This is a genomic window from Lepagella muris (genome assembly GCF_004793975.1).
Taxonomy (GTDB): domain Bacteria; phylum Bacteroidota; class Bacteroidia; order Bacteroidales; family Muribaculaceae; genus Lepagella; species Lepagella muris.
The window spans coordinates 1-15,773 of the sequence record NZ_SRYB01000044.1; the positions used below are offsets into that span (position 1 = coordinate 1).

At 46.2% G+C, this 15,773-nt stretch carries 10 protein-coding genes; 7 read left to right on the plus strand and 3 right to left on the minus strand.

The annotated features are described in order from the left end of the window. Positions 1–157: 157 nt before the first annotated feature. Genes E5331_RS18695 through E5331_RS18705 form a run of 3 tightly spaced genes read left to right on the plus strand, consistent with a single transcriptional unit; the run spans position 158 to position 4,040 of the window. Positions 158–2,056: a TonB-dependent receptor plug domain-containing protein gene (locus E5331_RS18695; RefSeq protein ID WP_123481040.1), complete on the plus strand. Its 1,899-nt coding sequence runs from the start codon at positions 158–160 to the stop codon at positions 2,054–2,056. Between the two features lie 10 nt (positions 2,057–2,066). After that, positions 2,067–2,717, plus strand: coding sequence for a hypothetical protein (locus E5331_RS18700; protein WP_135986174.1), 651 nt, complete (start codon positions 2,067–2,069; stop codon positions 2,715–2,717). Positions 2,718–2,720: 3 nt separating this feature from the next. Then, positions 2,721–4,040, plus strand: coding sequence for an MFS transporter (locus tag E5331_RS18705; protein ID WP_275441303.1), 1,320 nt, complete (start codon positions 2,721–2,723; stop codon positions 4,038–4,040). A 340-nt stretch (positions 4,041–4,380) separates the two neighbouring features. On the opposite strand, the gene E5331_RS18710 is transcribed toward E5331_RS18705, so the two are convergent. Then, on the minus strand, positions 4,381–6,285 hold the full coding sequence (locus tag E5331_RS18710) for a hypothetical protein (protein WP_136013288.1): 1,905 nt from the start codon (positions 6,283–6,285) through the stop codon (positions 4,381–4,383). A gap of 308 nt (positions 6,286–6,593) precedes the next feature. On the opposite strand from E5331_RS18710, the gene E5331_RS18715 reads away from it, so the two are divergent. Next, complete coding sequence (locus E5331_RS18715; protein ID WP_420813860.1) at positions 6,594–6,872, plus strand: DUF1016 N-terminal domain-containing protein; 279 nt, start codon at positions 6,594–6,596, stop codon at positions 6,870–6,872. 78 nt (positions 6,873–6,950) lie between these two features. Here the strand turns inward: E5331_RS18715 and E5331_RS18720 are convergent, their stop codons facing one another. Then, the gene (locus E5331_RS18720) at positions 6,951–7,529 is read right to left on the minus strand and encodes a class I SAM-dependent methyltransferase (RefSeq protein WP_168355306.1); all 579 of its coding nucleotides are present in this window, start codon (positions 7,527–7,529) and stop codon (positions 6,951–6,953) included. A 1,337-nt stretch (positions 7,530–8,866) separates the two neighbouring features. Here E5331_RS18720 and E5331_RS18725 point away from each other — a divergent pair. From E5331_RS18725 to E5331_RS18735, 3 genes are all read left to right on the plus strand, one after another. Continuing rightward, positions 8,867–9,220 (plus strand): hypothetical protein, encoded by a 354-nt coding sequence (locus tag E5331_RS18725; RefSeq protein WP_123481035.1) that lies wholly within the window; start codon positions 8,867–8,869, stop codon positions 9,218–9,220. Positions 9,221–9,286: 66 nt separating this feature from the next. Beyond that, complete coding sequence (locus tag E5331_RS18730) at positions 9,287–10,471, plus strand: exonuclease SbcCD subunit D (protein ID WP_123481034.1); 1,185 nt, start codon at positions 9,287–9,289, stop codon at positions 10,469–10,471. 74 nt (positions 10,472–10,545) lie between these two features. Then, positions 10,546–13,914, plus strand: coding sequence for an AAA family ATPase (locus tag E5331_RS18735; protein ID WP_135986177.1), 3,369 nt, complete (start codon positions 10,546–10,548; stop codon positions 13,912–13,914). 81 nt (positions 13,915–13,995) lie between these two features. On the opposite strand, the gene E5331_RS18740 is transcribed toward E5331_RS18735, so the two are convergent. After that, positions 13,996–15,609, minus strand: a complete 1,614-nt coding sequence (locus E5331_RS18740) for an amino acid permease (RefSeq protein WP_168355307.1) — start codon at positions 15,607–15,609, stop codon at positions 13,996–13,998. Positions 15,610–15,773 lie beyond the last annotated feature (164 nt).

Here is a 15,773-nt window from a genome sequence, read left to right on the forward strand (position 1 = left end):
TTAAAGTTTATAGTTTAAGGTTTAAGATTCACGAAAATCCACAAATCTTTTCATTATACAAAATTTAATGATCATAAACCATAAACATTAAACCTTAAACCATTTAAGTGAAGCAAGTTGGAAAACTTGCGAAACTTAAATAACGATTCAACTATAAATGAAAAGGACGATTATTATTGCTTGTGCAGGAGCTATGGCAGTCAGTGGGTCGGTTCATGCATCGGAGAGCGACACGTTGAAATTGCATGAGGTGACAGTGTATGGCACCCCGAAGGCACCGGTGGAACTTACGCCACTAAGCGTATCTATCATAGATGCGAACCAGATTGAAAAAAGCACAGAGTCGAATATTCTCCCGGTACTTGCGAACCATGTGCCGGGTTTCTTTGTGACCGAACGCGGTATCCTTGGTTTTGGTGTATCCGGGGGAGCAGCCGGAGGAGTCAGCATCCGTGGAGTGGGTGGGGGCAATAAGGTGCTCTTCATGATAGACGGACAGCCTCAATGGGCATCTATATTCGGACATGCGTTGCCCGACACATATACATCGGGTGATGTGGCTAAGGTTGAGGTGGTCCGTGGTCCGTCGTCCATGCTTTACGGCTCAAATGCCATGGGAGGGTCGGTAAATATCATCACCAAGCATGCCACACAACAAGGATTCAACGGCTCGGCTCGTCTTATGTGGGGCAGCTACGGCACTCAGAAATATGGAGTGAATCTCGGCTACAGCAATAGTAAGCTCAATGCCTTTGTGAGTGCCACGTATGAGAGCACGGATGGTCATCGCAAGAACAGCCGTACATGGCTGGCAAGCCAATTTGGTCAGCTTCGCTATAAATTCTCGGATCATTGGAATGCCGGCGCCAATATCACCATGACAGAGACAAAACCTCACAATCCCGGTTCGATTGACGACCCGCTGATCGACATGTGGACCCGCGTGGTACGTGGCACGGCATCCGTCTACGTCAACAACAATTACGATGTTTCGTCCGGACAGGTGCAGTTCTATACCAATTGGGGTAATCATGAGGTGAACGACGGCTATTCTGCAATACCGGGAGGACCGACCAACGGAGGGAAACCACGCAATTATATCTTCCATTCAAAGGATTTCAATACGGGTCTTAACGTCTATCAGAATATCCATCCCTGGGCAGCCAACACCACGTCGGTGGGTATTGACTTTCAGCATTGGGGAGGAAAGACATGGAATATTAAGAACAATGGGGAGAATGAGCCGGGAGTAAATAAGCACGTGAATGAGATAGCCGGCTACCTCATGATGCAGCAGGGCTTCATCGACGAGAAATTATCGGTCAATGCCGGTCTGCGTCTCCAACATTCCTCACAGTTCGGCAACGTGCTTGTGCCGCAGGCAGGCTTCATCGCTCGTCTCTTCGCAGGCAACACATTCAAATTCTCATGGGGTAAGGGTTTCAGAAGTCCTAATCTCCGCGAGCTCTACATGTATCCTCCTCACAACCCCGACCTGAAGCCTGAATATCTGTGGAATTATGAGATAGAATGGCGTCAGCTTCTGCTTGACGGGCGTCTTGATGCCGGATTGTCACTCTTCTATATCGACGGTAAGGATATGATCCAGACCGTGAAGGAGAAGAATCCCTACACAGGAGGACAGATGATGAACAAGAATATCGGCGACTTCCGCAACAAGGGTTTTGAGATAGATGCAGCTTACCATATCAATGACCAATGGAGCGTAAATGCCAACTACGGCTATATCTGGAGCTCTGACAACGTGCTTTACACACCGAAGAACAAGCTTTTCGGAGAGGTGAGCTATCATCCCGGCAACTGGCAGTTCTCCCTTGAATCGAGTAGCGTCTGGAGCATGCGCACGGGTGGACCGGAGACAGAGAGCTATTCACTCCTTAACGGTCGCGTGGCATATAAATGGAATTTCAGCGGCAGATACAGTGCCACATTCTTCTGCAAGGTAGACAATATCACCGCTACAAAATATGAAACCATCTATGGCTTCCCGATGCCACGTGCCACAGCCATGGCGGGCATAGACCTGAAGTTCTAATAAAGATTTTATGAAAAGATCAGCATTTTTATTCATTGCCATGCTTTTCATGGCATGCGGAATATTTGACGGAGTGGCAGCCACACGGCAAGACTCGATACGGGAATCCGTATCGCGCCTTGTGGCTACCTATCCTAAGGCTCATCTCACGGATATATATAAATCAGCGTTCCAGGACCGTTTCGGTCCCGGACACCTGATTACGGATACGGTTGCCGCGCTGGATTATCTTAAATCGGAGATTCTCGGTGAGATACGTCCCGGCTATGCCGACTATGAACCTACACTCTATGAGGGTCATTTCTATCGTGTGAACATTGATTTGGTAAAGAATGGCGTGATACCGAATGATGTATTCGTATCGTCTTTTCTTGAGAGTTGCGGAAAGGTGAAGGGGGAGCCGCTGGAGCAATGGATTTCCGATTGGAGCGAGATTCTATCCGTCATAGAATCGATGGATCTTGATCTTCCGGATTTCGAGGTGGAGCGTCAGGCAATAGGGAATGCGTTGAAAGAGGGTAGATATGCCTGGCATCACAGTGAGGATTATGTGAAGGAGTATGATCCGCATTACCGCATTATAGAGAGAGGTATATTCGAAGACAGACTGTTGCCATATATCAATGATAATTATTGGCCTTGCGGTCAGCGTAAAAAGTAAGGGATGCAGAGTCAGATAAAAATAATCCTTCGCCTTTCGGCGATGAGTTTCCTTGAGTTTGCCGTATGGGGTGCGTATCTCACGAGCATGAGCAACTATATGGGGAGTGCGGGTCTCGGAATGTTAATCCCATGGTTCTTTGCCATACAGGGGTTGGTGTGCCTGATAACGCCCCCCGTCATAGGTATCCTTGCAGACCGTTACATTGCACCTGTCCATCTGCTGTCGGCATGTCAGCTGATGGCAGGCGTGTCGATGGGTATGTGCTGGTGGTTGGGATACTCATCGCCTATGCCCGACAAGGTGATGTTTACGGTGATGTACACGCTAAGCTCGGCATTCTTCATGCCGACAGTTGCATTGAGCAACACGATTGCATTCAGGGTGATGCGCAGCCGTGGCATCGACACGGTGAAGGGTTTCCCAAGAATCAGGGTGTGGGGCACGATCGGATTTATCTGTGCCATGGTGTTTGTCAATTTCGCATCATTGGATAATGGCTCGTTCACCTTCACATCGGTAGGCACGAATCGCTTTCAGTTTGAATACTGGCAGTTTCTCGTGTCGGCAATTATAAGCCTTATGCTTGCTGTCTACAGTTTCACCCTGCCGTATGTCGGGCTTGCAAAAAGTGGCTCCGGCGCGTCATTGGCAGATAAATTGGGTTTTAATGCCCTCGGGATATTCCGGAATAAGCAGATAGTGGTGTTCTTCATATTCTCCATACTTATGGGCATGTGCGTGAAGGTCACTAACGCATACGCAGGTCCGTTCATCACGAGTTTTATGGCAGATCCGGAATTTGCCACTTCATTCGGGGCATCAAATGCCACTCTGTTGACATCGATATCGCAGGTGTCGGAAGCGTGCTGTATCCTGTTGATACCCTTCTTCATGAAGAGATATGGCGTTAAGGTGGTGCTTGCGATCTCAATGGTGGCGTGGGCATTACGGTTCGGGAGTTTCGGACTCGGCAATCCGGGCGAAGGATTATGGTTGCTGATCTTCTCGATGATAGTCTATGGCGTGGCTTTCGACTTTTTCAACATAGCGGGAGCCGTCTATCTTGAGCGGGAGACCGACAAGAGCATCACAGCCTCGGCACAGGGACTGTGGATGATGATGAGCAACGGCATCGGAGCCTCAGTCGGCACCGTATTGGCAGGCTACGTGGTAGAACATTATTGCCATTGGCAGGGAGGCAAGGGAAGTATGGCATTTCTCGTCGGAGATTGGTCATCCGTATGGTACGCGTTTGCAGCCTTCGCCGCCGTAGTCTCGATACTCTTCATTCTGATCTTCCGCACCGAACGGCAGTCATAGTCTATAACTTGAAGGATCAATCGTTAAGGTCATTAAGGTCATTAAATACTTTAATGACCTTAATTGTATAAAAGAAATCTGGTGATCCAAGTGATTCAGGGTGATTCACTGATTCACTCTGAATCACTTGAATCACCTTGAATTATCGGTCGGCACGAAGAAAATAAAGAAATTATATACTCTAATTATTTGAAAATAAATTTCTTTTATTTCTTAATGAAAAACATCACCCAATGCAGTCAACCTTCCCCAGTTATAAGATAGGGCGAAACACCGAATGAATCGGATTCCCCGGGTGCTTTTGCATTCCGATCTGGCCGAAAGCGACATTCGGCAGTGGTTATTTCCGTTGCGGAGTTGACGGCATATTTTTATCGAATGGGTAGTATATTATTTTTGACGGTTCGTTTTTGTCACGTTTCACAGGTCTGATAGAATAAGCACACTCTTTCGGATTTATTGATGACTCGATACTTATACCGGTGTTTATTTTTTGGAACCAGCCGCTGCCTGTTATGGTATGTCTACAACAATAATTAAGGATTACCCTGGAAGTGCTTGCGATTCCTGCATCTTCAGCCAGAAGAGCTCCTGTTGCGAAAAAACGACCATACTCTCCTTGCTTGGAATTATTGGTGCCCGACAGCGGTATGTAGATACATTTCGCTTCACCTTCTCTTCCTTTTTTCCAATTGGAACATAGTCTGAACAGGTTGTATTGATCTTCGTGCGTGTTCCATGCATACGACAAATCCTTTTTCTCTGTAGTAGACAATTGTTTCTCACCCTCTATCCATGATTTGGAAGGGTCAAAAATAGTCTCAGATGTGATTTCTTCTCCGCCAGGTAAAGTAAATTTCGTGTATTGGAAAAGGTCTATCATTTCAAAGAAGGTAGGCATTCTCCAATCATCACCCCACCATCTGGTGGCTGCATCATAATTGGGGTCAGCTTGCTTAGTCCATTGATCGTTATCTACAAGTTTATTGTCTTCCAGCGTGGGAAAATTGACAGAAGAATATGAATATTTCGTGGTGTTGGCATAAAGGAAAATGGACCCGGAATCATCAATCTTCGTAGCACCGACATGGCATGAAGCCCATTTCTGTGTCAGCCCGAGATCTACGGCTACGTGGGGATAGGAGCTGTTGTTATTTGTGTCGAGGAGGTCTGCCACGACATAATCACCGGCTCTGTATTGTATATCTTGAGAAGCGGCTACTTCCCACGTGTATTCCTCACCCCACGGGAGATCTACGAAATAGTTTTTGCTGCCGTCCTTAGCCGTGGCGAGCATATACTCATGATGTCGGTGTGGTTCGTTGTCTTTTGGATTAAGGGGATAGTGCTTGCCATCGTCAGGGTCGTAGGTGAATAGCTCAAACTTCAGATGTTCCCCCTTTTTTATCTCCGCATCAATGTCGGATGATGCCGGCACCTGACGTATGATATATGCCACCAAAGGATTGTCTTTATACTCGTTATCTCCATATTGTGTTCCGGGTATATCACCAACCTGCACGAATGGCGTGGCATCATCTTTATTGCCGAGATTGAGGGATATCGTCTTCTCTGCCCATGAAGCCCCGCTCACCTTGAGCAGCGAACCGCCTGGCACATCATAGAGTAGTCCCCGCAGCATTATCTTATAGATGAGAGTGTGTGGATGAGAGAAATGCATCTCGTGGTCATGCTTAAGATTATAATCCACGAGATCGTCCGACCAGTATTCCGTATATCCTTTTCTCCCGTCCGGAAGGAGCTGATGTTCAGCATATCTTAGGTGCTCAGTATTGTTGTTGCACTTTTGAGTAAAAGATTTTGTAAGGAACTCTTCTGGATTGTCAGGATCGACGTTGAGGTTATCTTCATCGGGGAATACATATATCGCCCTGCCTGTCCAGTTTTCCCAATGGGTTATGTATCCCTGATGCACGAACACAGTACGGTCAGTGCCGGCTCCTGTATTTGCTATAAATTCATAATACTCCGGATCATTCGTTCCTTTAATTTTCTCATCAGGATAAAGACGTATCACGTCGCCGTCGTCCCACACCATCTTCATTTTTGTCTTATTCTGATCTTCCTCATAACTTAGGCGAGTGCCTGGTCGGTTGTTGAGAACGGCAGTGAAGGAGTATACCATCTCCTTATCAGAGGCAGGAGTATATGGGTCGTTGCTGCAAGACGTCAGCAGCAGGTAAGGCAGAATAATTAAAATTTTCTTGAAGTCGAGTCTCATCATAAAGGGTATCATGTGGCAGGGTTTGGAAAAAGTGAAATAACTGTTGATAGAACAATAGGCAAATTTAGACAAAAGAATTTAAATAAAAAAGTGAAATTAAAAAAATTGCAGATTCTAAAGGTAAAGACAAAATATTTTAAATGAAGAAGTCGTGCGTTAGCCCTGGAAAAATATTGTAAAAGTTTGCGGAATTGGATTTTAATATCTATTTTTGTGCAAACCAGCAAAAATATGAAGAGAATGTCGTTTACCCAACAAGATAGCGTATTAGGTTTTGAATACTGACCTATTGGCATATAGGTAAACGCATTGTAGAGGAGGAGCAAGGCGGAGAGCAACGTGCCGAATATGGTTCGCAACTAATTTCACGCCTTGCAAAGGAGTTGACTGCAAGCTATGGACGCAACTACTCCAAACGGATCCGCCGTTTGCTTTCGGTGTCTAATCCCAAAGCTCGTCAATGGTATGCCATCAATGCAGCTCAGGAGATGTGGAGTTTCCGAACTCTTCCCCAAAAAACGTATCATCCGTATTGCTTGTATCACCCTGATACGCCCGATACGCTTGAATCAGATGAATCACCTTGAATCATCAGTCGGCACGAAGAAAATAAAGAAATTATATACTCTAATTATTTTAAAATTAATATTTCTTTGAATTGGTTATTATTCAATGTTTTCCATAAGTATTGGTAATGGATTCACAACCATGAAATTCTCCCAATCAAAAAGTGCGTATGTATCACAGTCTGTTTTGCTCATCTTTATTAACGTGACTGGCAGATTGCAATTACTCATTCTATCGAAAAAATCAAGACCGTATGTTTTTACATGGTCAAATTGTCCGAATCTTTGTTTTCTCTGTTGAGGAGTCAGATGTTCCGACTCCTTTTCCTCATCTGTAATCTTTTGATCCGAATTATATGGAACTTGAATTATCGCGATCCCATCAGGTTTGAGCACTCTGCGAAACTCAGACATAGCTTTTATGTCATCAAAAACATGCTCAAGCACATGACTGCACATTACAACATCAAAAGAGTTGTCTTCAAAAGGGAGTGACATGATATCCATGTCTGTTACATAATCGGGATATGTGTATCCCTCAGTTCTCTTGTCACCGGCTATATATGTCAGACCAGAGTAATTCCTCAACCAATCTCTGAGCTGAACTTCGGGTGCGATATGTAGCATTTTTGCAGGTTTCGGGATATTTCTCAAAATCTTTTCCAATATTATTTTCATTCCCCTTGTTCGAGGGTAAGAACCACAGAGCCAACACACTCCCGTTGCTCCGGATTTTAGAGTGCGCATTTTACTATAGGAAGATCCACAACAATTGCACTTCACATTGTCCCCTCTGTGTATCAGGGAGATGGTTTTCCGGTATAGTGGACGGAAATAATCTTTAAGTGATTTCATAACGTAAACCCGATCAATAGATGTGTGGCATATATACCACCGAAAAATCTTAGTAATCGTAAAAATAGTAGGCAAAATTACTAATTTTTCAATATTTTTCAATGAATTTGTCAATACTTATTTTGAAAATTTTTAAGTAATAACTGTGTCTGCAATCAAAATATAAAAGATTACCTTTTATATACGACATCCCTCTTCATTCCTTCTTACGGGGATGAAGACTTTCTACCTACAAAATTAGAAACGAAGGCTATTACGGCAGTGTTATTCTGAAACTAATCCCCATCATCCACCTTGATATTTATTGACAACGCCTTGATTCGCCCTGAATCACCCTGAATCACCCTGAATCACCTGTTGATACGAAGAAAAGAAAGAAATGTAATGGATCTAATTGTTTGAAAATAAATGAAATTCTTTTATTTCTTAGTGAAAAACATCACCCAAAGCAGTCAACCCGCTCCAGTTATAATATAAACAGCGTCAACCTCTCATAGTGATAAGACTTATCCGGGTCAACTCCTCCCCGTGATAATAAAAGCTAATAGCCAACCCATCCAATAGAACCTCACCTCTATATCAAGGTGTATCGCCTGTTTCAGGTGTTTCACTTGTTTCACCTGAAACACCCGAAACACCCGATACAGGGCGAAACACCAGACACCCCGGACTTCGCAGATAGGTATTCCCAAAAAACAACCATAATCTTGATTGCCATTACTGTATTTTTATCATTTGATGTCTTATTGAAATAAAAGATGTGTCAGGTATGTGTTGCACAACATATATAATTGTAATCTGTAATTTTTTTGTAATTTTGCAGATAGACTCACGCCGTGCGTCTTCCAAGAGAGGGAGCGAGGCGGGCGGATAATATAAAAGGCGTTTACTCGCTTTATTCTAGCAAAGCTAAAAAAACGACCAGTTTAATTCAGCCGAGAATAATGCAATAGTAGATGCCCACGGGTATGTTATATATCCATCTCTGCTCATTCCAGGTCTATAGCTTGGAATGGGTTTGGGGTGGCTTGCATATTGGCGTGGGTTTCTTGAAAGGCATGTTATGTTGCAAAGGGCATTAATGTGGTGAAAAACTATGGTAAAAGTTTGCGCAAATGGATTTTAATATCTATTTTTGTGGAAACCAAAACACTATTGCCATGTCTACCTATATCAACTCGATGACCGATTTCGGTTTCAAGTATATTTTCGGCAGAGAAGAGTCGAAGATGGAGATTATGCCGTTTATACAAAAGGATAGACTTTTCCGCCGACTGTCGTCAGTGGCATCCTACGCGAATCTGAGTGACGAAGATAAGATGGATTATGATGCTGATCTGAAGGCTTACCGAGATATTGTCGGTCAGCTTTCCTACGCCAAAGCAGAGGAACGAGAGGAAGGGAAAGCTGAGATGATTGTCAATATGGTGAAAGCCGGTTTGCCGATTGAACAGATTGCAGTGATTGCGAATATGGCGATTGATAAGGTTAGGAAAATACTTGGTAATATGTGATGCAGATGAATAGTATCTATTATGTTATAGCCGTATGGTGAAGTAAGTCAAGAGATAGGTTTTGTTATGAGGATTGTGCATACGAGTGATTGGCATTTGGGGCAGAATTTCTATCGTTTTGATAGGGAGGAGGAGCATCTGTGTTTTTTTGAGCAGTTGGCGGAGGTGTTGCGTCGGGAGCGTCCGGATGCGCTTGTGGTGAGCGGGGATGTGTTTCATAATTCTGCACCTTCGATTTCTGCCCAGCGTCTTTTTGTGGAGGGGGTGATGATGCTGGCGGATTCGTCGCCGGAGACTACGATTGTAATTACGGCGGGGAATCATGACAGCGGTAGTCGTTTGGATGCGGAGAGGTTGCTTTGGCGTAGACTCGGTGTGCACGTCGTAGGAGGATGCCAGAGGTTGCCGGACGGTACGTTTGATCCGAATCAGTTTGTAGTAGAAATTTCGGGTAAGGGGTATATAATTGCCGCTCCATATTTCCATACCTCTAATTATCCGCTTGCATCGGCGGATATGGATAGGGAGGATAGGCAGAGAGGCTTCTTTGATGCGTTATTAGGGAGCGTCGGTGATACGGGGCTGCCCGTCGTGATGATGGCGCATCTTGCAGTGGCGGGTTGCGACACGCTCGGTCATGAGGATGAACCGGTAGGGGGTATGCTGAAGGAGAATCTTTCTGAATTGGGTGAGGGTTATGATTATCTGGCTCTCGGTCATATCCATAGACCTCAGCAGATAAACCCACGGGTATATTACAGCGGTAGTCCACTGCCGTTGAGTTTCAGTGAGGCTTACAGTCATTTCGTCAATATTGTCGAGATAGCGGAGCGGGGTGCGCTGCCGACGGTGGAACAGGTTGAGATTGTGCCGCAACGCAGGGTGAAGACTGTTCCGCAGGGAGGCGCACCGCTTCAGGAGGCTTTGGATTCGCTTGGTGATCTGGATGATGCCGACGACAGTTATATCCGTGTGCTCGTGGATCAGGAGGATGTCATTGCCGCAGATGCGGAGGATAGGGCGCGTAAGATTGTGGATGGGAAAGCCTGCCGATTCTGTGAGATACGACGTAAGCCCCGCAAGTATGTGCCCAAGAATGGCGACCTGCCGGAGATTACGGAGATAGAGGATTTCACGCAGATAAAACCGATTGATATCGTAAGGAGGAGTTATGAAAGAAAGACGGGCACCGCTATGAACGACCTGTTGATAGAGATGATGAACCGGGCAATTGAACTTGCAGAAGAATAATCACTGATTGAGGAATAACCACTGACTGAGGAATAATCACTGATTGAGGAATAATCACTGATTGAGGAATAATCATGAGAATACAGCATCTGTATATTGAGAATATCGCCTCCATAGAGCGGGCGGAGATAGATTTTGAGAATGGACCGTTGTCGTCAGACCCGATTTTTCTGATCACGGGTGACACAGGCACCGGCAAGACTACGATTTTGAATGCCATTTGCCTTGCATTGTTTGACAAGGTGCCGGCACTCAACACCATAGGTTCGGCAGATGAGGATGCCGAAGGGTTGAGAACCAACAATACGCGCCAGTTCATGCGGAAAGGTACGGGCTACAGCTGCGTGCGGCTTCGTTTTGTCGGCAACGATGAGAAGGAGTATGAGGCGAGTTGGACATCGCAGCGTGCGAGGAAGAAGCCGACAGGTGCGATACAGAAATCTATCTATCCGCGCAACCTGCTCGATGTGGGGAAGAATAAGCTATACACCAAGAAGAATGATATAGATGCGGAGATCCAGAGGGTTGTGGGGATGAGTTTTGAGCAATTCACGCGCACTACTATGCTCGCACAGGGTCAGTTTGCCACGTTTATGAAGGCTACTGATGATGACAAGTCGGATATATTGGAGAAACTGACCGGTACGGAGATCTATTCGGTAATCGGTAGGAAGATAAACGAGCTATATCGAGGGAAGTCGGCGGAGGTTGACGTGGTTCAGGCGAAGATAGATGGTGCGCGTCTGCTCCCGGATGAGACAAAGATGGAGTATGCCGGGGAGATTGAGAGACTTGCATCAGGTATCACGGAGATGGATTCGCGTCTGCGGCGGATTGATGCCGGGTATTCATGGCTTAGTCAGAATCAGAAATTCAATCGTCAATTAGTCGAGATGGAATCCGGTATGACAGAGGCAGCCGGAGAGATAGAATCGGATGAAAATAAGGCGCGTCTGTCAATGGTGAAGCTGTATGATGATACGGTTGAGGTGCGCAGACTTATTTCAGAGGAGAGAAATTCGCAGAGTCATCTTGACGGATTGAATACGGAATTGGGGAGAGAGTCGGGGGAGACACTTCCCAAGGTGCTTGACGGAATCAGTTGGTTGCGTAAGGAGCAGAACGGTTTACAGGGTATTATCGCAGAGCTTTCAGCATCACTGTCGGCACAGGGTGGGGATGCTGAGGTGTATGCCAATGCACAGAGAGTTGAGGAGATAGCAAAGGTGGTGCAGAAATCTTTACAGAATCGCGACAAGCATAGAAAGAACTGGGATCGGCTCACGAAGGATGCGGATAAGTCGCGAGAAGGGGAGAAACCATTGGCGGAGTCCCTTGCCAAGGCGGAATGTGAACTAAGCGCAGCTCAATCGGCTATGGATAGTCGGGAGTCAGCCATGAAGGAGTATGACATGGGGGCAATATCTGAGGAGTTGACCAAGACGGTTAACGAGATAGCTGCGATTCAGAAGGCTATCACCTCAGTTGATGACTATATGAAATGTAAGGCTGAGTATGTTGCGGCAAGTAGTCGGGCATCAAAGGCACGCGATGCAATGGAAGCTACGGCGAAATCACTTGCTGAGACAAAGGCGTTGCTGCCTGAGTCTGAGAGGGAGAAAGATAGGGCAGACGCATATTATCAGGGGATGAAGGAGTTGAAGGATCATATTGCATCGCTGCGTGAGAGATTTACGAAGACCCATGAGTGCCCTCTTTGCGGAAACCGCGATGCGCATATTCATGGTGATGAAGTCATAGCGGATAAACTTCTCAGCGCACAGGAAACGGCTGCCGCCACGAAGCGGCGATATGATGAGCTTGTGAAGATGGAGAGTGGTCTGAAGGCTAAATTTGATATGGAGAAGCGCGATGCCGAGGCATGCGGAAAGGATGAGACGCTGTGTGCCGACCACCTTGAATCGGCAAAAGAGAGGGCTTCGCAGTTTGCAGAGGATTATGAATCGGATGGATGCAGGGGGAATTTAGAGAAGCAGCTTAGTGAGGCGGAGACGCGAAAGGATACTATTTCCTCCCGGTTAAAGAAGGGTCAGGAATGCCTGAATGAACTTGACGCGTCGCGTAAGGTGTTTGAGCAGAGACGGGCGGCTAAGGAAGCGGCTTTGTCTGCCCTTGATAAGCAGTGTCAGTCAACAAAGAGTTGTATTGATAATGCTGCACGCGAGAATGAGCTTGCAGAGAAATTTGATAAGGAGGCGGCTGATTCCCTTGCTGATTTCAATAGCTATATGCGTGATTCGACAGCCACGTTTGAGAATGTGGCATCTGTTGCCAAGGATATCTCCGAAAGAGGGGCGAAGTATGAATCTGATAAGAGAAGATTGGAAGAGAGTCAGCGTAAGGTGGATGAACTGAACCGAAGGATTGAGGATGGTGTCTCCGCTACCCAAAGGCTGGTGAATAGGTTTCTGCCTGTATATGAGGCTGGGACAATAGAATGTGGCGCACTTGAGAACGTTATTCGGAAACTGAATGAGAGGATTAATACCCTTGACGGCGAGATTCGAGGGGAGGAGCAGAAGCATGCGCGGATTTGTCGGGATATTGCAGCATGGTTTGAGGCGCATGACGGTATCATCCGTGAGGATGTGGATGAGATAGCGAAGAAGAGGGTGGAGGATATTGAAAGAGAGCGGGAGACCTGCAAGGGGATTGCCGACAGGATTGTGAAACTTCGTCATGAAATCGGTGTCGTGAAGAATCAGCTTGAAAGCATGGAGGAATCTCGTCCGGAGATTGAGGATGGTGCTACAGTTGAATCGTTGGCAGAGTTGAAGATGGTGACAGAGGTGGAGCGGAATGCCTCGACATCACGGAGGATAGAGCTGGAGACGCTGCTTGCCAATGATAAGAGGAATAAGGAGAAGTTGGTAGAGGAATGCCGTAGGCTTGATCTGCTTAGGGAGGAGCGCAACAATTGGAAACTTCTGGATGATAATTTCGGGAGTGCCGACGGTAAGAAGTTCAAGCGTGTGGCGCAGAGCTATGTGCTTAGGGCATTGTTGTCGAAGGCGAATTATTATCTCGACATGTTGTCGCGGCGATATCGTCTTGACTGTGAGGATGGATCACTGACAATAAACGTGATAGATGCTCATTTGGGAGGCGCGGTTCGCAACGTGGGGCTGCTGTCGGGTGGTGAGAGTTTTGTGGTGTCGCTTGCTCTTGCGTTGGGACTCTCTGCCATAAGTAAGGAGAAGATCAATGTGGATACGCTTTTTATTGATGAGGGTTTCGGCACTCTGGATAAGGATATTCTTGAGACGGTGATCAATACGCTTGACCGCCTTCATAATCTCGGCGGGAGGAGGATCGGTATCATAAGTCATGTACAGGATCTGAAGGATAGGATACCGACGCAGATACGGGTAGTACGTACAGGAGCCAGCACTTCTCAAATAGAGGTGACAAGTAACAGGTGACAAGTAACATGTTGCATCATGTTGTATCATGTTGTATCATGTTACGTGTCACCTGTTACTTGTTACATTGCGCGAAGCACGCTAATGTTTTCCTGTGCCGTGGGTGTTGATGGCTTGGGTCTCTGCCTCTTCCACTTCGTCTTCAGTAGGCACGTAACCGGGAGCCCATTTGGAAACCTCGGAGGGTTTACGTCCCTCTATCTGCCAATCGAAGGGGTAGAAGTGGGCGTTCGGGTTACGCCATGACGGTTTACGCTTTGAGTATATGAACAGAGGTATTGCAACGAATACGGCTACACCTATGAGAATGATACCGACGTAAACTATCGGACTTCCGGTGGAAATCTGCGATGGCGGGATATAGCTGAGCACTAACGCAAGGAGTGCACCGATTATGCCGATACCACATATTATGATTTCACCGAATTTGCCACCGGGGACGCGGAATCCACGAGTCTTGTTTGGCTGCGTGCGTCTTAATCTGATGAATGCACCGTAGATGAGCAGCACCATGATCAGATAGATGATGGTAGCCATCTGCGACATGATCTGATAGGCTGATTCCACTGTAGGGAGCACGATAAGGATAAGGCTCAGGAGGGATACGAATACGCCTTCAATGATAAGGATGCTCTTGTTGACACCATTTTCGTTGACTTTCTGGAGCGACATCGGGAGATAGCCAGACTGTGCGACAGCCATAAGACCTGTGGCAGGACCTGTCACGAGAGCACTGACCTGTCCGATTACACCGAACATTATGACGAGAGCCATCACGTTACCGAGCCATTCCAATCCGAAACTTGCCCAAAGGGCATTGTAGGATACGAGAAGCGACTGGAGCAGGTCAATCTCCTGTGAAGGTATCACCATTCCGATTACGAGAGTGCCGAGAGCATAAACCGCGACAATCACAATGATAGCGAGGAACACGGATTTCGGAAATTCCTTTGCCGGGTTGTTCATATCGTTGATATGCACCGCCTGTATCTCCATGCCACCATAGAAAAGGAAAATTGAGGCGGCAAGCACGATTGTGCTCATGTTGGAGAAATCGGGGAAGAATGGCATCGGGGTGAGAGCATCCGGTTTGCCGGTGCATACGTAGATTACGCCCAATACCAACAGTATTGCTCCCGGTATTATGGTTCCGAACAAACCGCCAAGAGTACTCAGCTTATTGGCTGATTTCTGACCACGGAATGAGTTGAAAGTTACACCCCAATATACGGCGAGAGCGATGATAAGGGTATATATCTTGTTTGATGCCAACTTGGTATCGAAACTTTCAGGCCAGAATACGAATGCGAGAGATACCGCACCAAACATCAGAACTGTAGGGAACCATATTATGATGGTCTGCCATTCAAGATACATCGCAGTCCATCCCCATCTGGGACCGAATGCCTCCGACACCCATCGGTAAAGACCGCCGGCTTTGGTGTAGGTAGACGCGAGTTCGGCACATACCAGGGAATAGGGCAATAGAAACACAATTGCGGCAAATACGTAGTAGAATATCGATTGAACCCCGAACTTTGCTTCAGAGGGGAGTCCGCGCATACTCAGTATTGAGGTAATGATCATAATCGCCATGGCTACCATGGTCAATGATCCTTTTGCAGTTGAACTTATCTTTTTCCTTCCGGATTTTGTGACTGCCGGTTCAGGAGCCGGAATAACTGATTTATTCATAAATCAAATAGTTTTAATATGGCTGGTTACTTGCTTGAATTAGGTGTAATTTAGATTACTTATATTTTTAGAACAATTATTAGGGAATTTGGTTCTGATTTTTCACATTTGGAACTATCACACGGCAATGAAAAATAAAGAGTCCGGCACAGACGTACCGGACT